14 protein-coding genes are annotated in these 25,004 nt (G+C 45.6%); 9 read left to right on the top strand and 5 right to left on the bottom strand.

The features are described from left to right. The first annotated feature begins 77 nt into the window (after positions 1-77). The gene (locus NST59_RS09355; RefSeq protein ID WP_341040578.1) at positions 78-854 is read left to right on the top strand and encodes an MBL fold metallo-hydrolase; all 777 of its coding nucleotides are present in this window, start codon (positions 78-80) and stop codon (positions 852-854) included. A 65-nt stretch (positions 855-919) separates the two neighbouring features. On the opposite strand, the gene NST59_RS09350 is transcribed toward NST59_RS09355, so the two are convergent. Next, positions 920-1,483: a GNAT family N-acetyltransferase gene (locus NST59_RS09350; protein ID WP_341040577.1), complete on the bottom strand. Its 564-nt coding sequence runs from the start codon at positions 1,481-1,483 to the stop codon at positions 920-922. Positions 1,484-1,570: 87 nt separating this feature from the next. Between NST59_RS09350 and NST59_RS09345 the strand changes: the two genes are divergently transcribed. Then, a complete protein-coding gene (locus NST59_RS09345; protein ID WP_064497456.1) occupies positions 1,571-2,398 on the top strand; it encodes a MerR family transcriptional regulator in 828 nt (275 codons plus the stop codon). Between the two features lie 48 nt (positions 2,399-2,446). Here the strand turns inward: NST59_RS09345 and NST59_RS09340 are convergent, their stop codons facing one another. The 3 genes from NST59_RS09340 to NST59_RS09330 all read right to left on the bottom strand — a co-directional run bounded on the left by NST59_RS09340 (position 2,447) and on the right by NST59_RS09330 (position 7,002). After that, positions 2,447-4,276: an ABC transporter ATP-binding protein gene (locus NST59_RS09340; protein WP_064497455.1), complete on the bottom strand. Its 1,830-nt coding sequence runs from the start codon at positions 4,274-4,276 to the stop codon at positions 2,447-2,449. After that, a complete protein-coding gene (locus NST59_RS09335) occupies positions 4,269-6,005 on the bottom strand; it encodes an ABC transporter ATP-binding protein (protein WP_064497454.1) in 1,737 nt (578 codons plus the stop codon). Before NST59_RS09335 ends, NST59_RS09340 begins: the two co-directional genes overlap by 8 nt. Before the next feature lie 94 nt (positions 6,006-6,099). Next, positions 6,100-7,002, bottom strand: a complete 903-nt coding sequence (locus tag NST59_RS09330) for a LysR family transcriptional regulator (protein WP_034280677.1) — start codon at positions 7,000-7,002, stop codon at positions 6,100-6,102. A 152-nt stretch (positions 7,003-7,154) separates the two neighbouring features. Here NST59_RS09330 and gltB point away from each other — a divergent pair, with 152 nt between their 5' ends. The 7 genes from gltB to NST59_RS09295 all read left to right on the top strand — a co-directional run bounded on the left by gltB (position 7,155) and on the right by NST59_RS09295 (position 18,797). Next, on the top strand, positions 7,155-11,726 hold the full coding sequence (gltB, locus tag NST59_RS09325; protein ID WP_341040576.1) for a glutamate synthase large subunit: 4,572 nt from the start codon (positions 7,155-7,157) through the stop codon (positions 11,724-11,726). A 16-nt stretch (positions 11,727-11,742) separates the two neighbouring features. Then, positions 11,743-13,227, top strand: coding sequence for a glutamate synthase small subunit (gltD, locus tag NST59_RS09320; RefSeq protein ID WP_039179183.1), 1,485 nt, complete (start codon positions 11,743-11,745; stop codon positions 13,225-13,227). Between the two features lie 176 nt (positions 13,228-13,403). Continuing rightward, positions 13,404-14,105, top strand: coding sequence for a DUF421 domain-containing protein (locus tag NST59_RS09315; protein WP_039179181.1), 702 nt, complete (start codon positions 13,404-13,406; stop codon positions 14,103-14,105). A gap of 88 nt (positions 14,106-14,193) precedes the next feature. After that, on the top strand, positions 14,194-15,168 hold the full coding sequence (locus tag NST59_RS09310; RefSeq protein ID WP_144490237.1) for a pectinesterase family protein: 975 nt from the start codon (positions 14,194-14,196) through the stop codon (positions 15,166-15,168). A gap of 126 nt (positions 15,169-15,294) precedes the next feature. Continuing rightward, positions 15,295-16,779, top strand: coding sequence for a D-alanyl-D-alanine carboxypeptidase/D-alanyl-D-alanine endopeptidase (dacB, locus tag NST59_RS09305; RefSeq protein ID WP_144491457.1), 1,485 nt, complete (start codon positions 15,295-15,297; stop codon positions 16,777-16,779). Between the two features lie 25 nt (positions 16,780-16,804). Further along, on the top strand, positions 16,805-18,172 hold the full coding sequence (locus NST59_RS09300) for an MATE family efflux transporter (protein ID WP_064497449.1): 1,368 nt from the start codon (positions 16,805-16,807) through the stop codon (positions 18,170-18,172). Between the two features lie 64 nt (positions 18,173-18,236). Then, positions 18,237-18,797, top strand: coding sequence for a CatB-related O-acetyltransferase (locus NST59_RS09295; protein ID WP_039179171.1), 561 nt, complete (start codon positions 18,237-18,239; stop codon positions 18,795-18,797). A gap of 20 nt (positions 18,798-18,817) precedes the next feature. On the opposite strand, the gene NST59_RS09290 is transcribed toward NST59_RS09295, so the two are convergent. Continuing rightward, positions 18,818-24,862, bottom strand: coding sequence for a hypothetical protein (locus tag NST59_RS09290; RefSeq protein WP_341040575.1), 6,045 nt, complete (start codon positions 24,860-24,862; stop codon positions 18,818-18,820). Between the last annotated feature and the right edge of the window lie 142 nt (positions 24,863-25,004).

Here is a 25,004-nt window from a genome sequence, read left to right as displayed (position 1 = left end):
TGATTAACTATGGAGAATAGTAGGTTTCGTTAAAGAATAAATGAAAAATTTAGCTGAGTTATAAAAGGAGAAATGAGATGGATTCACTTATATTTTATGGAACAAGCGATGCTCAAGGGGTACATAGATTGTTATGCAAGTGTCCAGTTTGTAAATCGGGCTTACCAGACAATCAACGAACTAGGCCGAGTTGTGAATTTTATTTAGGCAACAAGAGCTATCTTATCGATATTTCACCCGATTTCAAGATCCAGTTTCAAACATATAATAATAGAACAATTCCTTCAGTTGTGTTTATAACTCATTCTCATAACGATCATATTGGTGGTTTAGGAGATTTTGCAGATTTATGCTTCTGGCATAATCAACAAGTTCAAATAGTGAGTCCTCCAGATGTAATTAATCAGTTAAAGGAGCGATTTCCTTACTTAAACAATAGAAAAGGGCTAACTTTTGTAGGAACAACGAAATGGGTAAGTGATGGCAATAAAATTTCTTTTCATAAAGTAAATCATGGTCATAACAGTTCGTCTTATGGAATTTTAGTTCAAAAAATTAATGGATATAAATGGGCCTATTTATCTGATTCCTTTCAAGTAACTGATGAGCAATGGTTGCATTTCTACCACCTTGATTCATTAATATTCGGGACTTCTTTTTGGAAAGAAAATCAGCCGCCCAATAAAAGGTCGGTTTATGATGTGAATGAAGCAATGGAATTGAAACAAAAGTTACAACCGAAAAAAATGATCTTAACACACTTATCACATGACATAGACATCATTCAACGAGGTGAATACTTACCTGAGGATATGATGTTTGCATATGACGGTTTTAAAATAACGCTAGATTAATAAAAATCACAAAGTCGATCTTCAAATAGTAGAAGGATCGACTTTTGTGATTGAAAGGATCTCAATTATTTTGTTATTGGTTTCATCACCTTCTCAAATTTAAAAAATTCAAATTCCTCAGGTGCTAAAGGGCCATTGCCCTGATCTGCTTCACGAGGTGCGTTTGGGTCTGGATGGTGTAAGTGATAAAATTCAACAATTTGAAAGCCGCACTTGTTGACATAGAAATGAATGTTGCGTTTTTCAAAATATGGGGTCACAACCTCCCATACAATTGTTTCTGGATATTGCGCCTCGATGGCTTTCCATGCTGCCTGACCAATGCCCCGGCCGTGAGAGGATGAGGAGATGTATAGCAAATCAACCGAGTTGTGATGTGTCTCTTGGTTGATTTTGATGACAACGCCGCCTGCCTTTTCACCATTTAGCATAATATGATAAACAATGTGTTCATTCGAATGAAAAGATTCATCAATCACTTCATCTGGTGGAATCGGTCCATCCTGCGCATCGCCGAATGCATCGATCACGCCAGCTGTAAAAGCTTTCTGAAGCTCTTTTTTCATAGAAGGGAAATCTTCTTTATTTGCATGTGCTAATGTCACTTCATGTTGAGTTATTTTGTTCATTTTCTTATCCTTTCCCTGCGTAATGGTGTTTCTGCATGTTATGATAAAGGATGGAGTAACTCCATAGTCAAGAAAGGAGCCTTCATCATGATCAATGATGTGCAAAAAACATTTTTCACTGGAGAGTTTGCCAAGCTATTTGATGTAAAAAAGGATACGCTTCTGTATTATGATAAAATCGATTTATTTAAGCCGGCTGGTGTTCATGAAAATGGCTACCGTTACTATACACTTGAGCAATTTGACCATTTTATTGCGATTCAATCCTTGCGGGCTGTTCAATTTCCGATCAAAGAGTTAAAACAATATTTCACAGAACCTTCTCGCGAGAGACTGCAAAGCCTGGCGGCCGACCAAGTAGAAAAGGTCAAACAAGAGATTGAAAAACTGCAAGATATCCAAGCTTTTCTTATGCGGGTGATCGAGACGACACATGAATTATCAACTGTGAAAATAGGGGAGGTCCTGTTTCAAGAGCTGCCAGAAGAACCAGTCATACTAAGTGCTTCAAACCCGATCGACTTAAATACACCTGTAGAAGAAATATCACGTATTGTAGGGGAATTTTTAAAGGAAGTTGGCATAAAAGGGGCTGCGGCAAATGGTTCTGTCTTAAAAAAGGAACAGTTTCGTAAGCGCCGCTATCATCAGTCAGATCAGCTGTTCTGCCGAATGGATGGACCGGGGGCAGTGAAAAAAACTGGCGGGATCTATGCGGTGATATATGATCAAGGAACATATGATGAGATTGAGTCTGCTTATTCGCATTTATTAGATGAAATCGAGAAAGAGGGCATGTTGCTGGATGGAGATGTATTTGAGGAGTATTTACTTCATTCGCTCATGTCTAAAGATGAAGCAGAGTATATAACGAAGCTCAGTGTAAAAGTGAAGAAGCGAGCAGATAACAATTGAAAAGAGGGTAGACAGCATGTGACATGCGTGTTTACCCTCTTTTTGATGTTAACCAACTTGATTTTCGGCAAATTGACTCATATATAAATCTGCATAGAAGCCTTTTTGTTTTAAAAGTTCGCTGTGCGATCCTTTTTCAATGATGCTTCCATCCTTCATGACTAAAATGAGGTCTGCATCCTTGATCGTTGAAAGTCTGTGTGCAATCACGAAGCTCGTTCTGCCTTTCATCAATTCATTCATTGCTTTTTGAATATGCATCTCTGTCCGTGTATCCACACTGCTTGTTGCTTCATCTAATATCAAGATCTTTGGATCAGATAAAATAGCACGGGCGATGGTTAGCAGCTGGCGCTGACCTTGTGACAGGTTGCCGGCATCTTCTGTTAAGAGTGTGTCATATCCATCTGGAAGTGTACGGATGAAATCATCCGCATAGGCATGTTTGGCGGCTTTGATGACATCCTCTTTGGAAACGTCCTGTCTGCCATAGGCAATGTTGTCGTAAATCGTTCCTTCAAAGAGCCACGTATCCTGAAGAACCATCGCAAATAATTCTCGTACTTGCTGACGGCTGAGATCAGTTGTTTTGACACCGCCAATACGTATGGAGCCTTGATCTAATTCGTAAAAACGCATTAAAAGATTGATGATTGTTGTTTTTCCTGCGCCCGTTGGTCCGACAATGGCAACAGTCTGTCCTTCTTGCACATCTAAATTCAAATCTTTAATAATCGGATGATCTTTTTCATATCCGAATTGAACTTGTTCAAAGCTTACAGCACCTGAGAGTGATGCAAGATCAATTGCCGCATCTTCTTCGGTACTTTCTTCTTCCTCATCAAGGATTTCAAAGACCCTTTCAGCAGAAGCGATCGCTGATTGAACTAAGTTTGCGACGCTTGATGCTTGCACAAGCGGCTGAGACATTTGCTGTGTGTATTGGATAAACGCTTGCACATCCCCGACACGAATATTCCCGTTAATGACAAGAATCCCGCCGGCTACACTGACTGCCACATAGCCAAGGTTCCCGATAAAGGTCATCATTGGCATCATTAAACCAGAAATGAACTGCGCTTTCCTTGAGGATTCATATAGCTTTTCGTTTAATTGATCAAATGTATCGATCGCTTTCTTTTCGTAGCCATACGCACGAACTGTCTGATGACCTGTGAACATCTCATTAATATGTCCATTGATCGTCCCAAGCTCTTTTTGCTGCGCTTTAAAATGCTTTTGTGAAAATGACGTAATGCCGCGAATCGCAAACAGGCTGAGTGGCAGCGTCAAACAAACAAGCAGCGTAAGCAGCGGACTGATGAAGAGCATCATCACGACAATTCCAATGACTGTAATAACAGATGTAATCACTTGGGTGAGCGCCTGCTGAAGCGATGTATTAATATTATCGATATCATTCATCACACGGCTTAGTGTGTCCCCGTGGGTTGTTTTATCAAAATAACGAAGGGGGAGACGTGTGAGCTTGTCATTTGCTTCCTGGCGTAATTCAGCAATGGTCTGTTGAGAGACACCGGCCATGACATATTGCTGAACGAATGAAAAGAGAGAAGCAACGACGTACAGGACGACAAGCAGCAAAAGTATTCGTGAAATGACATCAAATTGAACAGCTGTTCCATTCGTAAAGCTGTCAAATAGGGAAGAGGTGGCATCCCCAAGCAGCTTTGGACTAATGACATTAAAGACAGTTGAACCAATTGCTGCAATAAAGACGATGATCAGCTGAAATTTTCTTGGTTTTAAATAGCTTGTCAACCGAAGCAGTGTTTTCTTAAATTCCTTCGGTTTTGCGGCTGGCCCTTTAGGGTGGGCGCCTTTATGGCCCATGCCGGAAGACATTTTCTTACTCATCCTCGCTCACCTCCTGACCTTCCTGTGATGCGACAATTTCTTGGTACACAAGATTATCCTTTATTAATTGTTCGTGTGTTCCGATACCTGCGATTTTCCCTTCATCAAGTACAATGATTTTATCACTATGCTTCACTGTACTGATTCGTTGAGCGACAATGATGAGGGCTGCATGTGCTTTTTCTGCTTCTAATGATGCCCGCAGCTTTGCATCTGTTTTGTAATCAAGTGCTGAAAAGCTATCGTCAAACAAATAGAATGATGGTTTTCGCACTAGCGCCCTTGCAATGGAAAGCCGCTGCTTTTGGCCGCCCGATAGATTTGAACCACCCTGATCAATTTCTGCATCAATTCCGCCATCTTTTTGCAAAACAAATTCCTCGGCCTGCGCAGTTCGCAGCGCCTGCCAAACGTCTTCGTCACTTGCATCCTGCTTGCCGAAACGCACATTGTCGGCAATGGTTCCGCTGAATAAAACAGCTTTTTGAGAGACATAGCCCATCTGGTTTCTCAGTTTCTCCTGTGGCAGCTCTCTAATATCTACATCATCTAGTGTAATCCGGCCTTCTGTCACTTCATAAAAGCGCGTCATCAGCTGGAGCAGCGTTGTTTTTCCAGAACCCGTACTTCCGATAATGGCTGTTGTTTCACCAGTTTTGGCTTCAAACGTGATGTTTTGAACAGCCGGTTTCTCTGCATTTGAGTAATAAAATGACACATCCTCAAAGCGAATGGAGTGGGCGGGCTTGTGAAGCTCAGTCATAGACACTTCTTTGTCTTTAATCTTTGGTTCCATGTTTAACACTTCATTCATACGTTTAGCTGATGCTTGTGCTCTTGGGACCATAATAAAGCTCATCGACAGCATAATCAGTGCCATTAAAATCATCATCGCATATTGAATGAAGGCAATGAGATTCCCAACTTCCATTTCTCCGGCATCAATTCGGTTTGCCCCGAGCCAGACAATACCGATATTCGTGAAGTTCATGATGATCAGCATAAATGGAAACAAGTAAGCCATTAATCGGTTGACTCTAAGGCCAGTATCCTTATAGGACGTGTTAGCTTCTTGGAATCGCTCCTTTTCATCATCCACACGGTTAAATGCACGAATGACGCGGATGCCTGAAAGAGATTCTCGCATAATTAAATTCAGCCGGTCTGTTTTTTTCTGAAGCTGGCCAAATAGCGGAATGGCTTTTCTTGACACCAAATAAATAAATCCGCCAAGAAGGGGGAGGGCTGCTAAAAAGATAAGAGACAGGACAGCATCCCTGGAAACAGCCAAAATGATTCCGCCCACAAGCATAAGCGGGGCCCGCGTCATCATTTGTAAAATCATGATCGTCACATCTTGGACTTGTTTCACATCATTTGTTGATCTTGTAATAAAGGAAGACGTGCCGATCTTTTGAAATTCTTCTAATGAAAATTGTTCGACATGCACAAACAACTGTCTTCTCATATCACGGCCGAAGCCAAGTGCTGTCTTTGATGACAAGTAAGACTTCCAAATGGTGAGCAAAATAGCGAGTAAAGAACAAGCCACCATCCAGCCGCCAACCTTCCATATGTAAGCAATATCTCCCTGGACGATTCCGACATCAACGATATCTGCTGTTAACGTCGGTAAATACAGCTGGAGCATACTGCTTAAAAAGGTGAGAATGACAATGGACACAACGGACAGCCGATACGGCTTTAAAAACGATAAAATTGATTTCATACAAATACCTTTCTTCCATATAGTCTTTTGTTCTGTAACCCATCATATACAAAGAGGGATTATTTCTACAAATGAAATGTCTTGTTTTAGTGAATTATTTATATTGTTCAATTTTAGAAAAGAAATCCTTCACAAACACATAAAAATCATGGGCAGAAGGAGACATTTCTCGCGTTTTAGATGCAATAATGCCAACCGTTCTTCTCACTTGAGGAAAATCGATCGGAATTTTCACTGTAAATCGCGGTGTTGTTTCATAAAAGGCACTTTCGGGTAATAAGGTAACGCCCATACCTGCCGATACGAGGCCTTTAATGGCATCCAAATCTTCTCCTTCAGATGAAATGGTAGGCTCATAGCCTGCCTGCTTGCAAGCATCAACCGCAATTTGTCTCAGCACATACCCTTCAGGAAATAACACGAAATGATCCTTTCTTAAATCACTTAAATGAATGCTCCTTTGTCCGCTAAAGGGGTGGCTAACCGGTAAAAGGGCATAAATGCTTTCAGAAAACAAAATATTTCCTTCTATTTGAGAATCGTTTGTCGGTACAGGTCCTAAAAAGGCGAGATCGATATCACGATTTTTAACAGCTTCAATGAGAAACTTATAGGATCCTTGACGAAGTAAAAAATCGACCTCTGGATATTCCTGCTTAAAAGCGGAGATGACAGAAGGGAGCACTTGGCTTGCTAGACTTGTAGGAAAGCCAATATTCACCGTCCCTTTGTGCGGATCTAAGTATTCGTCAATTTGCTCTTTTGCGTAATCAATGGCTTTGAGTGCAGTTCTGACATGATCTAAAAATTGTCTGCCGATCTTCGTTAATTTGATATTTCGTCCTTCTCGTTCGAATAAGGCCACTCCAAGTTCTTCTTCTAAATTCGCAATCTGCCGGCTGATGGCAGATTGGGCAACATGTAAGTTTTCAGCCGCTTCTGACACGTGTTCACGGTCTGCGACTTCTACAAAATAACGTAACTGACGAAGCTCCATTTTTGCACTTCACACCCATCTATCTCAAAAAGAGATTGTTTTGATCTAAATTATATATTGTTTATATTAATTTGAAAACTTAAAATAAGTTACAGAGTTTGTGAGATTTTATTACTGTGAAAAACGGATCTTTTAAACGGGGGAGAGAAACGATGACTTATAATCAACTACCACAACCACAAGGTCTCTACCGTCCTGAATTTGAACATGATGCATGTGGAATCGGACTGTACGCCCATTTAAAAGGGGAGGCGACACATAGCATCGTCAAAAAGGGATTACAAATGCTGTGCCAGCTTGATCACCGCGGCGGGCAAGGCAGTGATCCGTATACAGGTGATGGTGCCGGTTTAATGGTACAGCTGCCAGACGCTTTCTTTAGAAAGAACTGCAAAGAATTTGCACTTCCAGAAAAGGGCCGTTACGGGGTAGGAATGGTCTTCTTTTCAAAAGATGATGACGAAAAAACGCGTCAAGCCATCGAACAGAAAATCAACGGGTTCATTAAACAGGAAGGCCAAACATTAATTGGCTGGAGAACGGTTCCTGTCGATGCCGGGAAAATTGGTACTGTCGCAGCGAAGAGCTGTCCGGTTGTGAGGCAGGTCTTTATCGGAGCAAACGACAACATCACAGATCGTTTGTCATTTGAAAGAAAATTATATGTCATCCGTAAACAGGCTGAGAACTGGGGAACAAAAGAGGAAAAACAATTTTACTTTGTCAGCCTGTCGAGTCAAACCATCGTATATAAGGGGCTTTTAACATCAGATCAAGTCGATGCTTTTTATCTTGATCTACAGGATGAAACATTTGTTTCTGCATTTTCACTTGTTCATTCAAGATTTAGTACAAATACATTTCCTACATGGGAAAGAGCCCATCCAAACCGTTACTTAATACACAACGGAGAAATCAACACATTAAGAGGAAACATCAATTGGATGAGAGCAAGAGAACAACAATTCGTATCTGAAGCCTTCGGAGACGATTTAGACAAGATTTTGCCAGTGCTGAATGCAGACGGAAGTGATTCATCCATTTTAGACAATGCCTTTGAATTCTTTGTGCTTGCAGGCCGTACACCTGCTCATACAGCAATGATGCTGATTCCTGAGCCTTGGACGGAAAACACGCACATGTCGAAAGAGAAACGGGCATTTTATGAATACCATAGTTCTCTCATGGAGCCATGGGATGGACCAACAGCGATTTCCTTTACGGACGGTAAACAAATCGGGGCCATCTTAGACCGAAACGGATTAAGACCGGCTAGATACTATGTCACGAATGATGATCATATCATTTTCTCTTCTGAGGTCGGCGTGATTGACACAAATGAAGAAGATGTGAAGTATAAAGATCGTCTTGAGCCTGGCAAAATGCTGCTCATTGATTTAGAAGAAGGGCGAATTATTTCTGACGAAGAAGTGAAATCGACCATTGCGAATGAACTTCCTTATCAAAAATGGCTCGATGAAGAAATGGTCCACGTCAATCGCTCGGAAGAAAATTCAGAAAATTCTAGTATAATGGACGATTTGTTGACGCGTCAGCGTGCGTTCCATTATACGTACGAAGACATTCAAAAGTATTTAATCCCTTTACTAGAGGAAGGCAAGGACCCAATTGGTTCAATGGGAAGTGATACACCGCTTGCTGTGTTATCAGATCGTGCGCAGTCTCTGTTTTCTTATTTTAAGCAGTTGTTCGCACAAGTCACTAACCCGCCGATTGATGCCATTCGTGAGCAGCTGGTGACATCAACCATGACTTGGTTAGGTGCCGAAGGCGATATTTTACATCCGAATGAATATTCATGCCGAAGAATTAAACTTTATACTCCGGTCTTAACGAGCGGACAATTTAACGGCTTGAAAACAATTGTTCATAATGCCTTTAAAAGCAAAACAATTCATACACTTTTCACCGATGATTTAAAGCGCGGGCTGGATGCGATGTTTGAAGAGGCGGAAAAAGCGATTAGAGAAGGTGTCTCTTTATTAATCCTTTCAGATCGTGAAATGACAGAACAAAAAGTACCGATTCCACCAATTCTTGCGCTAAGTGCACTTCATCAGCACCTTGTGCGTCAAGGTCTGCGGACAAAGGTCAGTCTGATCGTTGAATCTGGAGAGGTGAGAGAGGTTCATCATTTTGCCGCACTGATTGGCTACGGGGCAGATGCGATCCATCCTTACCTTGTCTATGAAACGTACAAACAGCTGATTGCAGACGAAGCGATTTCGATCAGCTTTGATGAAGCTGTTACAAAGTTTGGTAAAAGCGTGACAGAAGGTGTCGTCAAAGTCATGTCCAAAGTGGGGATTTCCACTGTGCAAAGCTATAGAGGCGCGCAAATCTTTGAAGCAGTCGGGATTAGTGAAGACGTCATTCAAGAGTATTTCACAGGAACAGCTTCTCAGCTTGGCGGGATTGATCTTGACACCATTGCTCATGAGGCAAAACTTCGTCATGAAGCAGGGTACCAAGCAGCAACTGACCAGACACTTGAATCAGGCAGTGAATTCCAGTGGAGAAAAAATGGAGAGCACCATGCATTTAATCCAAAAACGATCCATACGCTCCAGTGGGCATGCCGAAATGAAGATTATGACCTATTTAAACAATATACAATGGCAGCGGATGAAGAAAGAATCGGCTTCCTCAGAAATTTGTTTGCATTTCAGCCAAAACAAAAGCCGGTTCGTCTGGAAGAGGTTGAATCTGCTGAATCCATCGTGCGCCGCTTTAAGACAGGTGCTATGTCATTTGGATCTTTAAGTAAAGAAGCGCATGAGGCACTTGCAATTGCGATGAACCGAATTGGCGGTAAAAGTAACAGCGGAGAAGGCGGAGAAGATCCTGCCCGCTTTACAGTAGATGAACACGGTGATGATCGCAGAAGCGCCATTAAACAAATCGCTTCTGGCCGATTTGGTGTGAAAAGTCATTACTTAGTCAATGCAGATGAATTGCAAATTAAAATGGCGCAAGGGGCAAAGCCGGGAGAAGGCGGACAGCTTCCAGGAAATAAAGTGTATCCTTGGGTGGCCGATGTACGTGGTTCTACGCCAGGTGTCGGATTAATTTCACCACCGCCGCATCATGATATTTATTCCATCGAGGATTTGGCACAGCTGATTCATGATTTGAAAAACGCAAACCGTGATGCACGCATCAGTGTCAAGCTTGTATCTAAAGCAGGCGTTGGCACGATCGCAGCAGGTGTAGCAAAAGGAACTGCAGACGTCATTGTCATTAGCGGCTATGACGGCGGTACAGGAGCTTCACCGAAAACGAGTATTAAACACACAGGACTTCCTTGGGAGCTTGGATTGGCAGAGGCGCATCAAACCCTTGTGCTAAACGGTCTTCGCGAGAGAGTTGTTCTTGAAACGGACGGAAAGTTAATGACTGGCCGCGATGTTGTCATGGCTGCGATTTTAGGAGCAGAAGAGTATGGCTTTGCGACAGCTCCACTTGTCGTGCTGGGCTGCGTAATGATGAGAGCATGTCATTTAGATACTTGCCCGGTCGGTGTTGCCACACAAAATCCAGAGCTTCGCAAAAAATTCATGGGTAACCCTGATCACATTGTGAACTTCATGATGTTTATTGCAGAGGAAGTAAGAGAAATCTTAGCAGAACTCGGCTTTACATCAATGGATGAATTAATTGGTCGCACGGACGTCCTAGCGGTCAGTGAACGAGCAAAAGCTCACTGGAAAGCAGGGCAGCTAAACCTTGAAACACTGCTTTATCAGCCAGAAGGAGCGCGGACATTCAGAACACCGCAAAATCATAAAATTGATGAATCGCTGGATATGAATGAAATCCTTCCTTATGTACAAGAAGCGCTGAATCATCAAACACCAGTTGATCTATCATTGAGCATTCGCAATATCAACCGTGTGGCCGGAACCATCACTGGCAGTGAAGTGTCTAAGCGCTACGGGGAAGAGGGCTTGCCAGAGGATACGATCACACTAAGATTCACTGGTTCAGCTGGACAAAGCTTTGGCGCATTTGTGCCAAAGGGTATGTCTCTCTATTTAACAGGTGATTCAAATGACTATATCGGCAAAGGACTCTCAGGAGGCAAAATTGCTGTTAAAACGTCTGATCATTTTGTACAAAATGGACATGAAAACGTCATTGTAGGAAACGTCGCATTTTACGGTGCAACTAGCGGAAAAGCTTATATTAACGGACGTGCTGGTGAACGATTTGCTGTTCGTAATTCAGGTGTACATGTGGTTGTTGAAGGAATCGGAGATCACGGCTGTGAATACATGACTGGCGGACGTGTCGTCATTTTAGGAGACGTTGGGAAAAACTTTGGTGCAGGTATGTCTGGTGGTGTGGCTTACATCCATACATCGGATACCAAACAGTTCAAAAGAATGTGCAACATGGAAATGATCATGTTTGAAAAGCTCACAGATCATGAAGAAGAACAAGAAGTGAAGCAAATGATCAAGGAACACCTTGATTATACAAACAGCTCAAAAGCAGCAGCACTTCTTGAAAACTGGGAGCAAGAAAAGGATCAATTTATCAAAGTCATTCCGAGAAATTACAAAATGATGCTTCAAAGCATTGAAGAACAAAAACAAGCGGGCCTCAGTCATGAAGAAGCGGTGATGTTTGCCTTTGAAGCAAATACAAAACCGAAAAATCAAGAAACGGCAAACGGGCAAAAAGCAGCCCTCGCTCATTAAGAAAGGGGAGAGGACAATGGGCAAAGCAACAGGTTTTATGGAATATAAAAGAGAAAAGCCAAATGAACGTGACCCTCTCACTCGTCAAAATGACTGGAAAGAATATTCAGCTCCTTATACAGATGACGTATTGAAGAAACAGGGCGCTAGATGTATGGATTGCGGAACACCGTTTTGTCAAATTGGTATGGAGATCAGGGGCGGCGTGTCTGGCTGCCCGATCTACAATTTAATTCCAGAGTGGAATGACCTGGTCTATCGCGGGAGATGGAAAGAAGCGCTCGAAAGACTGCAAAAAACAAATAATTTCCCTGAGTTTACTGGGAGAGTATGTCCTGCGCCTTGTGAAGGTTCATGTACAGTCGCTATTAATGATCCAGCTGTTTCGATTAAAAATATCGAACGCACGATCATTGATAAAGGTTTTGAAAATGGATGGATCACGCCAAGAATCCCTTCAAGCCGTACAGGGAAGAAAATTGCCATTGTCGGCTCAGGACCAGCAGGACTTGCAAGTGCTGATCAATTAAACCAAGCAGGACACGCTGTTACAGTGTTCGAGCGTTCTGACCGCCTTGGCGGACTGCTGACTTACGGGATTCCAAATATGAAGCTCGACAAAGAAGTGGTCGAGCGAAGAGTCAAACTGCTAAGACAAGAAGGCATTGACTTTGTGACAAACACAGAAATCGGCGTGGATATCACTGCCGACGAACTGAAAGAGCAGTTTGATGCGGTTATCCTTTGTACAGGTGCACAAAAGCAGCGTGACCTGTTAATTGAAGGCAGGGAAGCAAAAGGGATTCACCTTGCAATGGATTATTTAACACTCGCAACGAAAAGCATGCTTGATTCAGGATTCAAAGACAAAAACTTCATTGATGCAAAAGGAAAAGACGTGATTGTGATTGGCGGAGGAGATACAGGCGCTGACTGCGTCGCAACTGCACTTCGCCAAAAAGCAAAAAGTGTTGTTCAATTCGGGAAGCATCCAAAGCTTCCAGATACACGTGTAGGGGATAACATGTGGCCAGAACAGCCTTATGTCTTCTCACTGGATTATGCTTATGAAGAAGCACAAGCAAAATTCGGAGAAGATCCGCGTCAATATTCAATTCAAACCACAAAAATTGTGGCAGATAAAAATGGGAAATTAAAAGAGCTTCATACCATTCAAATGGAAAAGGTGAAAAACGAACAAGGGAAGTTTGAATTTCATGAGATTCCAGGGACAGAGAAGGTATGGCCTGCTCAGCTCGTCTTTATTGCAATTGGTTTTGAGGGAACTGAACAGCCGCTTGTGAAACACTTTGGCGTGGACAGCAAAAACAATCGCATTGACGCAAAGTATGGGGAATATACAACAAATGTAGAAGGCGTATTTGCAGCTGGAGATGCAAGACGCGGGCAAAGCTTGATTGTCTGGGCAATTAATGAAGGCAGACAAGTGGCGCACGAGGTAGACCGTTATTTAATGGGGAGTTCGGTTCTGCCAAAATAGGTCAAACAAAGGGTGTTACAATATAAAGAAAAGCCATGACCGAAGTGTGGTCATGGCTTTTTATGTATTGGAGATAGAGATGAAGAATGATGCATTGATGGAAATGACGAACACGTTTAGATCCCTCCTTTCATGTATATGCTGTTATAAATGCAGTAAGAAAGGAAGGAACTTTTGTGCCGTTCGTTAATATTTTGACTGAACTCTTCATTGGATTTTTTGCTTTATTTTTAATTACAAAATTATTAGGAAAAACACAATTTGCACAAATCACACCGTTTGATTTCATTTCTGCACTTATTTTAGGCGAAATGGTCGGAAACGCCATTTTTGACCCAGAAGTCAAGATTCAGCACATTTTATTTGCTGTTGCGGTATGGGGCGTTCTCATTTATACAGTTGAATGGCTTTCACAGCGCTTTAAGTCCATTCGTGCGTTTTTAGAAGGAAGACCTACGCTTGTGATTGATAAGGGGAAAATTCACTACAACCGGTTGAAGAGGAATATGCTTGATATCAATCAGCTGCAGACACTGGTTCGCGCAAAAGGCCATTTTGCCCTGAATGAAATTGAATATGCCATACTGGAAACTGACGGATCTGTCAGTGTTCTTCCAAAAATGAAATACGCACCAGCCACAGCAGAAGATGTGAACGTGAAGGGAAAAGAAGTCAAATTGCCTAGAACGTTTATTATTGACGGCGAAATTTTAAAAGATGATTTACAAGAAGCTGGCTTTGATGAATCCTGGCTGAGTGATCAATTAAAAAAGCAGCATATTTCCTCTTATCGAGACGTTCTCTTTTGTGAATGGATTGAAAATGAAGGAATTTATGCAATGCAATATGAAAAATCTAAAAAAACATCCACAACATAAAAACGTGGGTGTTTTTTTGCGCGTGTATGGAATAGGATCAAAAAGAATGTTTGATGAAAACGTTCACAAAATGAGGAGGAGATATGTGATGAAATATAGAAACGTATGGATTATCATGGTCTTGTCTCTATTTCTTTATGACCCAGTTTCACTTCAAGCAGCAGAAGCAGGGCATAACCGCGTCCTTGTCGTTGATCAAAAGGGAAGCGGGGCATACCGCACCGTTCAGTCTGCCATTGATGCTATTCCAGCAAACAATCAACAGCGGGCAACGATCTATATTAAAAATGGCGTATATAGAGAAAAAATTTTGCTTCCGCAAAATAAACCACACGTATCTTTTGTCGGAGAAGATCAGCACAAGACGATCCTTACGTATGATGACACAAATGCAAGCACTGGGAGTACAACCAATAGCTCAAGCACAATGATTCGTGCAAACGATTTTTATGCAGAAAATATTACCTTCCAAAATACAGCTGGCAGACATGCTGGTCAGGCGGTGGCGCTGTATGTGTCTGGCGACCGGGCTGTGTTCAAACAAATACGTGTGTTAGGCTATCAAGATACACTTTATGCAACAGGCACAGGGCGGCAATATTATGAAAACTGCTATATCGAGGGCACGGTCGATTTTATTTTTGGATCAGCCACGGCTGTGTTTAAAAGAGCTGAAATAAAAAGCCTTGGAAATGGGTATATTACTGCAGCATCCACAACAGAAGCACAAAGGTACGGCTACGTATTCATAGATTCTACGTTGAAAAAGGGAACGGCAGCTGCGCAATCGGTTTATTTAGGACGTCCGTGGAGACCTTATTCGGCTGTGACATTCCTCCATACAAAAATGGATGACCATATAAAAGCAGAGGGATGGCATAACTGGGATAACCGTGACAACGAAAGAACGGCCAGGTATAAAGAATTTGGATCGACAGGAGCAGGGAGCAGTCCAGCAAACCGCGTAAAATGGTCAACTATTTTAACCAATAACGAAGCAAGTCAGATCACGGTTCAAGCAGTTCTTGGAGGAGCCGATGGTTGGAATCCAGAAAAGAGGTAAAGGGCTTGTCAGTTTTCGTCAAAGAAAGCTGACTTTTCTGTTTAAAAAACCTTTGAGAACAAACGTTCTTTTGTGTATAATGAACATATTCTTCTAAATTTGGCGGCTACAATAAGGAGGGATTACGTGAAGCGTTTTTCACAGCTCATGTTTTTACAAATATGTATCCTGTCGATTTTATTTCTTCCTTTTTCAGCGAAAGATGAACAGCTCACAGCTCGTGACGATTCACTGGCTTGGATGACCGCTTTAGACGAACTCATACGAACAGCACCTGATTTAGAGGGCGCGATCTCTGGCATCAGCGTCCGCGATACTTCTGACAACTCTCTTCTTTATGAACATCAAGCCGATATTCGTCTTACTCCTGCTTCTAATATGAAACTGCTCACATCAGCCATCGCACTTGATATACTTGGAGAAACACACACATTCCCTACAGACATCTGGATGGATGGTTCCATTCAAAAGAAAACGTTACATGGCAGCCTTTATCTTCGCGGCACCGGCGATCCGACTTTATTAGAGAAGGATTTTGCAGCACTTGCCAAAAAAGTCAAAAAGGCCGGAATACATAGCATTCGCGGACAGCTTGCAGCAGATGACACTTGGTTTGATGACACGAGATACTCCATTGATCTGCCTTGGAGTGATGAGGATCAATATTACGGGGCACAAATTTCTGCTCTCACGGCTTCACCGAATCAAGATTATGATGCAGGGACCGTGATTCTCGAAGTAAAACCAGGAAAAAAAGCAGGACAGAAAGCCGAGTATGAGATGATCCCGAAGACGGATGTCGCTCAAGTCATCAATCAAGTGAAAACAGTTCCAGAAGGCGGAAAAAAGAAAATCTCTTTTAAGCGCTCTCACGGAACCAACAAGATTACGTTGACTGGGACCATTCCGGTTAAAGCAAGCTCATCTAAACAATGGGTAGCTTTATGGGATCCGGCCGCCTATGCTTTAGACTTATTGAAACGAGCGTTAAAGGCGGAAGGCATTCAAGTAAAAGGACCACTGAAAGCAAAACAAGTTCCTAAAAAAGCCAAAAAAATCGCCTCCCATACATCGATGCCATTATCAGAGCTGCTCGTTCCTATGATGAAATTAAGCAACAATACACATGCAGAAATTTTGCTAAAGGAACTAGGCAAAAAAGTGAAGAACAAAGGGAGCTTTGAAGCTGGGCTGGACGTCATGAATGAACGGCTTCCTGCGTTTGGCATCGATCCTTCGCTTGCAGTTTTGCGTGACGGCTCGGGGATATCACCTATTAACCTTGTCTCTGCTAACCAGTTCACTTTATTTTTGACAAACATTCAAAAGGAAAAATGGTTTAAAACCTATGAACATGCGCTCCCTTTAGCAGGGGCGAGTGAACGAATGGTGGGGGGCACGTTAAGGAACAGATTGAAAGAACCAGTTACGCTAGAAAAAGTACGTGCAAAAACAGGGTCGTTAACAACGGTCAGCACACTTTCTGGATATATTGACACGCAGGGCGGAAAAACGCTCGCTTTTTCCATCTTGTTAAATCACCTTGTTGATGACGAAAAAGGGAAAGAGATAGAAGACCGTATTGTCAGCATATTAGCTGAGAACCTTTAGATTTAGAGAGAGAAGGAGAACCATCATGACGTTAGATAACAATCAATCTTTAGTAAAAACCATGTCCATTTTTCTCATCCCGCTTTTGCTAAGCAATATTTTGCAATCGATCGGACAGTTAGTGTCCATTGTTCTTGTCGGAAGATGGATTGGAGAGGATGCAGTAGCTGCCATTTCTGCATTCTTTCCGCTTTTCTTTTTGCTCGTTTCTTTTTCCATTGGAATTGGATCGGGAAGCTCGATCCTTATTGGACAGGCGTATGGAGCAAAAAATGAACAGAAATTAAAAGAAATCATTGGCACAACGCTTTCATTCACTTTTTTGATCGGCGTCTCTTTAGCGATCATTGGAGGTTTTTTCGCAACAGACATCTTAAACCTCATGGGAACACCTGCTAATATCGTGGAGAAAAGTGCGGCTTACGCCAGAATTTTATTCATCTCAATGCCGATCTTATTTCTTTATTTTGTTTATACAACATTCTTGCGGGGAACAGGGGATTCGAAAACACCTTTTTATTTCTTAATGATTAGTACGGCAACGAATATTCTGATGCTGCCCATTTTATTATTTGGCTGGCTGGGACTGCCGGCGTTCGGCTTATATGGCGCTGCGTATGCTTCAGTGATTTCAACAATTGTGACGTTTATCATTCTACATATCTACTTATATAAGACAAAGCATCCGCTTCGTATTGATGCATCGGTGAGAAAGCATTTATTGATGAAAGGGGATCTATTAAAAACGTTATTAAAGCTCAGTATCCCATCAAGCATTAATATGATCCTTATTTCTTTATCAGAAATTGCCGTTATTTCTTTCGTCAACGATTATGGATCACAGGCGACAGCTGCCTATGGTGTTGTCAATCAAGTCGTGAGTTATGTGCAGATGCCGGCAGTGAGTCTTGGCATTGCGGTCTCAATCTTTGCAGCACAATTCATTGGTGCAGGGAATATGAATCGACTGAAAGATGTCATTAAAATTGGGTTAGGACTTAACTTCGCCATAGGCGGATGTATCATTATTTTCGTTTATATTTTTGCACCGCAGATTTTATCTATCTTTTTAACAGATCCTAAGACGATAGACATTGCTTATAGTTTGGTTGTCATTACACTATGGAGCTATCTCATTTTTGGAACGGCCCAAATTGTTGCAGCCACAATGAGAGCAAGCGGGACAGTTCTTTGGCCGACGATCTTTAGTATTTGTTCCATTTGGCTTGTAGAAGTACCAGTCGCCTATGTGCTATCACATTATACATCCCTCGGCATTAAGGGAATATGGATTGGCTACCCTGCTGCGTTCTTTGTGAACTTACTCCTCCAATACAGCTACTATCAGCTCGTATGGAAGAAAAAACAAATTGTAGCGCTTGTTCAATCATAATGTGAAGGCGTAAAGTAGCATATACATACGAAGATCTATCACTTTTAAGGAGGCCGGATCTTCTATGTTTTTGAATCAAAGAAGTGAACTAAGCTCGTACAATATCGGTGACTTTTCTTATGCCGGACCAGATTTCCAAGTGCTGACATGGGGGGAAGGAACGACATTACATATTGGGAAGTTTTGTTCCATCGCAAACGAAGTGAAAATTTTTCTAGGCGGGGAACACCGTACAGATTGGGTCACAACGTATCCGTTTAATCAAATTTTCAAAGAAGCTGCACATATTAAAGGACACCCAAAATCGAAGGGGGATGTTCATATTGGACATGACGTATGGATTGGATATGGTGCGACGATTATGTCCGGAGTATGTATAGGCAACGGGGCTGTGATAGGAGCAAATAGTGTGATCACAAAAGATGTGCCTCCATATGCAATAGCCGCAGGAAATCCCCAGCAGCTCATGAAATATCGATTTTCATCCGAAATAATCGAAAAACTGCAGTTATTAGAATGGTGGAATTTAGAGTTTTCAATCATCCAATCTGTTTTTCACCTTTTGCAATCTGATGATATTGAACAGTGTATAAATGTAATAGAAGACATAAAAAAGAAAGGCTGAAAAAGCCTTTCTTTTTTCGTTTAGCTTAGCCGTATAATGGTCAAGGCTGCTCCTGCAGCACCGCCCCCGCCAACTAAAATAGCTGTGACAACTGCCCCAAAAAACTGCAGTGAAATGGTGCTTCCAGCTGTTAAATTAACAATAACAGTGTTGTTGATAAATGAAGTTGAGATAACAGGTGATTGAACAGAACCAGAAATAGTAGTTGCTCCATTTAAAAGCAAACGTGTACTAATCAAAAGAGCTGTAGTGGTGTTGACTTGATACGTAATATAATATTTACCAGTTTGCAGAACGGTAAAAACAGTACTTGTGCCGTTTGCCGTAAAACCAGTGATGTTTTGAAAGTTTGGCAGAGGAATATTCGTTCCACCGGCTACAGTAACAATGGTAGGTCCAGAACTATTAGCAGCATAAAGTGCAGTATCTGTAAAACCACCTGTTCCAGTTGCCCCAGTGACACCAGTAACACCTGTCACGCCAGTAGGACCAGTTGCACCTGTAATGCCTGTGGCGCCGGTAGCTCCAGTGATACCTGTGGCACCGGTAGGCCCAGTAGCTCCAGTAATACCCGTTGCGCCAGTAGGTCCGGTAGCCCCGGTAATACCTGTGGTGCCAGTAGGTCCGGTAGCTCCAGTGCTACCCGTTACGCCAGTAATACCCGTAGCGCCGGTAGGTCCGGTGGCTCCGGTGATACCTGTAGCCCCGGTAGGACCAGTGGCTCCAGTAATACCCGTAGCGCCAGTAGGTCCGGTAGCCCCGGTAATACCTGTGGTGCCAGTAGGTCCGGTAGCCCCGGTAATACCTGTGGTGCCAGTAGGTCCGGTAGCTCCGGTGATGCCCGTAGCGCCAGTAGGACCAGTAGCTCCGGTGATGCCCGTAGCGCCGGTAGGTCCGGTAGCTCCAGTAATACCAGTGGCACCGGTAGGCCCAGTAGCTCCGGTAATACCAGTGGCCCCGGTAGGACCAGTATCTCCAGTGCTACCCGTTGCACCAGTAGGTCCGGTAGCTCCAGTGCTACCCGTAGCGCCGGTAGGTCCAGTGGCTCCGGTAATACCCGTTGCACCAGTAGGTCCGGTAGCTCCAGTGCTGCCCGTAGCGCCAGTAGGACCCGTATCTCCAGTGCTACCCGTAGCCCCGGTAGGTCCGGTAGCTCCAGTAATACCAGTGGCCCCGGTAGGACCAGTATCTCCAGTGCTGCCCGTTGCCCCGGTAGGACCAGTATCTCCAGTGCTACCCGTAGCCCCGGTAGGGCCAGTAGCTCCAGTAATACCAGTGGCACCGGTAGGGCCAGTAGCTCCAGTGCTGCCCGTTGCCCCGGTAGGACCAGTATCTCCAGTGCTACCCGTAGCCCCGGTTGCACCAGTAGGACCAGTATCTCCAGTGCTACCTGTAGCCCCGGTAGAACCAGTATCTCCAGTGCTACCCGTTACGCCAGTAGGACCGGTTGATCCAGTGCTACCCGTAGCGCCGGTAGGACCGGTTGATCCAGTAGAACCTGTGGCACCAGTAGGACCAGTATCTCCAGTGCTACCTGTAGCCCCGATAGGACCAGTATCTCCAGTGCTACCCGTAGCCCCGGTAGGTCCGGTAGCTCCAGTAATACCAGTGGCACCGGTAGGACCAGTATCTCCAGTGCTACCTGTAGCCCCGGTAGAACCAGTATCTCCAGTGCTACCCGTTACGCCAGTAGGACCGGTTGATCCAGTGCTACCCGTAGCGCCGGTAGGACCGGTTGATCCAGTAGAACCTGTGGCACCAGTAGGACCAGTATCTCCAGTGCTACCTGTAGCCCCGGTAGGACCAGTATCTCCAGTGCTGCCCGTGGCGCCAGTAGGCCCAGTATCTCCAGTGCTACCTGTAGCCCCGGTAGAACCAGTAGCTCCAGTGCTGCCCGTAGCGCCAGTAGAACCGGTAGCTCCAGTAATACCAGTGGCACCGGTAGGACCCGTATCTCCAGTGCTGCCCGTGGCGCCAGTAGGCCCAGTAACTCCGGTAGGCCCAGTAACTCCGGTAGGACCCGTTGGTCCAGTAATACCTGTTGCGCCGGTAGGTCCAGTGGCTCCGGTAATACCCGTTGCACCAGTAGGACCGGTAGCTCCAGTGCTGCCCGTAGCGCCAGTAGGCCCAGTATCTCCAGTGCTACCCGTAGCCCCGGTAGGTCCGGTAGCTCCAGTAATACCAGTGGCACCGGTAGGACCCGTATCTCCAGTGCTACCTGTAGCCCCGGTAGGACCAGTATCTCCAGTGCTACCCGTAGCCCCGGTAGGGCCAGTAGCTCCAGTAATACCAGTGGCACCGGTAGGGCCAGTATCTCCAGTGCTGCCCGTAGCCCCGGTAGGACCCGTATCTCCAGTGCTACCCGTAGCCCCGGTGGCACCAGTAGGACCAGTATCTCCAGTGCTACCTGTAGCCCCGGTAGAACCAGTATCTCCAGTGCTACCCGTTACGCCAGTAGGACCGGTTGATCCAGTGCTACCCGTAGCGCCGGTAGGTCCGGTAGCTCCAGTGCTACCCGTAGCGCCAGTAGGACCGGTTGATCCAGTAGAACCTGTGGCACCAGTAGGACCAGTATCTCCAGTGCTACCTGTAGCCCCGGTAGGACCAGTATCTCCAGTGCTACCCGTAGCACCGGTAGGTCCGGTAGCTCCAGTAATACCAGTGGCACCGGTAGGACCAGTAGCTCCGGTGCTGCCCGTAGCCCCGGTAGAACCAGTATCTCCAGTGCTACCTGTAGCGCCGGTAGGTCCGGTAGCTCCAGTGCTACCCGTAGCGCCAGTAGGACCGGTTGATCCAGTAGAACCTGTGGCACCAGTAGGACCAGTATCTCCAGTGCTACCTGTAGCCCCGGTAGGACCCGTATCTCCAGTGCTACCCGTTACGCCAGTAGGACCGGTTGATCCAGTAGAACCTGTGGCACCAGTAGGACCAGTATCTCCAGTGCTACCTGTAGCCCCGGTAGAACCAGTAGCTCCAGTGCTGCCCGTAGCGCCAGTAGAACCGGTAGCTCCAGTAATACCAGTGGCACCGGTAGGACCCGTATCTCCAGTGACACCCGTAGCGCCAGTAGCTCCGGTTGATCCAGTAGCCCCGGTGGCACCGGTAGGGCCCGTATCTCCAGTGCTACCCGTTACGCCAGTAGGACCGGTTGATCCAGTAGAACCTGTGGCACCAGTAGGACCAGTATCTCCAGTGATGCCCGTAGCGCCAGTAGGACCGGTTGATCCAGTAGAACCTGTGGCACCGGTAGGACCAGTAGCTCCGGTGCTGCCCGTAGCCCCGGTAGAACCAGTAGCTCCAGTGCTACCTGTAGCCCCGGTAGGTCCGGTAGCTCCAGTGCTGCCCGTAGCGCCAGTAGAACCAGTATCTCCAGTGCTACCCGTTACGCCAGTAGGACCCGTTGGTCCAGTAATACCTGTTGCGCCGGTAGGTCCAGTGGCTCCGGTAATACCCGTTGCACCAGTAGGTCCGGTAGCTCCAGTGCTGCCCGTAGCGCCAGTAGGACCAGTATCTCCAGTGCTACCCGTAGCCCCGGTAGGTCCGGTAGCTCCAGTAATACCAGTGGCACCGGTAGGACCAGTAGCTCCAGTGCTGCCCGTGGCGCCAGTAGGCCCAGTATCTCCAGTGCTACCTGTAGCCCCGGTAGGGCCAGTAGCTCCAGTAATACCAGTGGCACCGGTAGGGCCAGTATCTCCAGTGATGCCCGTTGCGCCGGTAGGTCCGGTATCTCCAGTAATACCAGTGGCACCAGTAGGACCAGTATCTCCAGTGCTGCCCGTAGCGCCAGTAGGACCAGTATCTCCAGTAATACCAGTGGCACCGGTAGGACCAGTATCTCCAGTGCTACCTGTAGCCCCGGTAGGACCAGTAGCTCCGGTAATACCAGTGGCACCGGTAGGACCAGTATCTCCAGTGCTACCTGTAGCCCCGGTGGCACCAGTAGGACCAGTAGCTCCGGTGATGCCCGTTGCGCCGGTAGGTCCGGTAGCTCCAGTAATACCAGTGGCACCGGTAGGGCCAGTATCTCCAGTGACACCCGTAGCGCCAGTAGGACCAGTATCTCCAGTGCTGCCCGTTGCGCCAGTAGAACCGGTAGCTCCAGTAATACCAGTGGCACCGGTAGGGCCAGTATCTCCAGTGCTGCCCGTAGCGCCGGTAGGTCCGGTAGCTCCAGTAATACCAGTGGCACCGGTAGGGCCAGTATCTCCAGTGACACCCGTAGCGCCAGTAGGACCAGTATCTCCAGTGCTACCTGTAGCCCCGGTAGAACCAGTATCTCCAGTGCTGCCCGTTGCCCCGGTAGGACCCGTTGATCCAGTGATACCAGTAGCTCCGGTGCTGCCCGTAGCGCCAGTAGAACCAGTAGAACCGGTAGCTCCAGTAATACCAGTGGCACCGGTAGGACCAGTATCTCCAGTGCTGCCCGTAGCGCCGGTAGGTCCGGTAGCTCCAGTAATACCAGTGGCACCGGTAGGACCAGTAGCTCCGGTAATACCAGTGGCACCGGTAGGACCCGTATCTCCAGTGCTACCCGTAGCACCAGTAGGTCCGGTAGCTCCAGTGATACCAGTAGCGCCGGTAGGTCCGGTAGCTCCAGTGCTACCCGTAGCGCCAGTAGGACCGGTTGATCCAGTAGAACCTGTGGCACCAGTAGGACCCGTATCTCCAGTGCTACCCGTAGCACCAGTAGGTCCGGTAGCTCCAGTGATACCAGTAGCGCCGGTAGGTCCGGTAGCTCCAGTGCTACCCGTAGCGCCAGTAGGACCGGTTGATCCAGTAGAACCTGTGGCACCAGTAGGACCCGTATCTCCAGTGCTACCCGTAGCACCAGTAGGTCCGGTAGCTCCAGTGATACCAGTAGCGCCGGTAGGTCCGGTAGCTCCAGTGCTACCCGTAGCGCCAGTAGGACCGGTTGATCCAGTAGAACCTGTGGCACCAGTAGGACCAGTATCTCCAGTGCTACCCGTAGCACCGGCAGGTCCGGTAGCTCCAGTAATACCAGTGGCACCGGTAGGACCAGTAGCTCCGGTAATACCAGTGGCACCGGTAGGACCCGTATCTCCAGTGCTACCCGTAGCACCAGTAGGTCCGGTAGCTCCAGTGATACCAGTAGCGCCGGTAGGTCCGGTAGCTCCAGTGCTACCCGTAGCGCCAGTAGGACCGGTTGATCCAGTAGAACCTGTGGCACCAGTAGGACCAGTATCTCCAGTGCTACCCGTAGCACCGGCAGGTCCGGTAGCTCCAGTAATACCAGTGGCACCGGTAGGACCAGTAGCTCCAGTGCTACCTGTTACGCCAGTAGGACCCGTTGGTCCAGTAATACCTGATGCGCCGGTAGGTCCGGTTGATCCAGTAGGACCAGTATCTCCGGTGATGCCCGTAGCGCCAGTAGGACCAGTCGCGCCAGTAATACCCGTAGCACCTGCAGGTCCAGTTTCACCTGGTGCTGCTAAAAGTGTGTAATCTGGCGACGTATCTGGCGTACCTGAAGGTGGTGAAGAATTCACAAGATAAGTACCCCCACCATAAGTGACCACTTGCCCTACTGAATATGTTGGTGCCGTTACAGGATCATAGGATTCAACACCACTTAATCCGATCCCAGTAGGACCCGTAGGCCCAGTTTCTCCAGAAGCAGCCAAAAGGGTATAGTCGGGGGAGAGTCCAGGTATTCCTGATGGAGCGTCAACATTGGCAATGTAAGTACTGCCATCAAACGTGACCACTTGCCCTGCATCGTAATCTTGTGATTGTGAGGGATTAAAAGGAATAGCGCCGGTTAACCCGCCAGCTGGTCCAGTAGGTCCGGTTGGTCCGGGGGGACCTGCTGGGCCTGCCGGGCCTCTTGGTCCAGCTCTTTGATTTGGTTTTGATTGCTTTATTCCTTTTGCAATGTAGCAGGGGTGATTCCCTTGAGATATATTTTGTTTTATATATTCTTGTTTAATGAATGGACAGTCTCTTTTTCGAGGACGGTCATGACGTGATCTTTTGTAATGAGGCTGTTCATGGTATTTACCGCAAAAGGGACATTTGTGTTCGAATTGATTGTACAAATTGCCCATCTCCTAGAATTGATATTTCATTCTATGTGCAAATTTTTAAATTGGAAGTAAAACCTAAAAAATCATCATTTCGAAAATCATCGAATCAAATTATTTAAATCTTTCATGGATTTATGTTATGGTGTTGAAAGTATAAAATAGT

The organism is Bacillus sp. FSL R5-0439, assembly GCF_038008805.1.
Classification (GTDB): Bacteria; Bacillota; Bacilli; order Bacillales; family Bacillaceae; genus Bacillus; species Bacillus safensis.
Note: the sequence above shows the minus strand (reverse complement) of the source record. Positions and strands in the feature narration are given on the sequence as shown.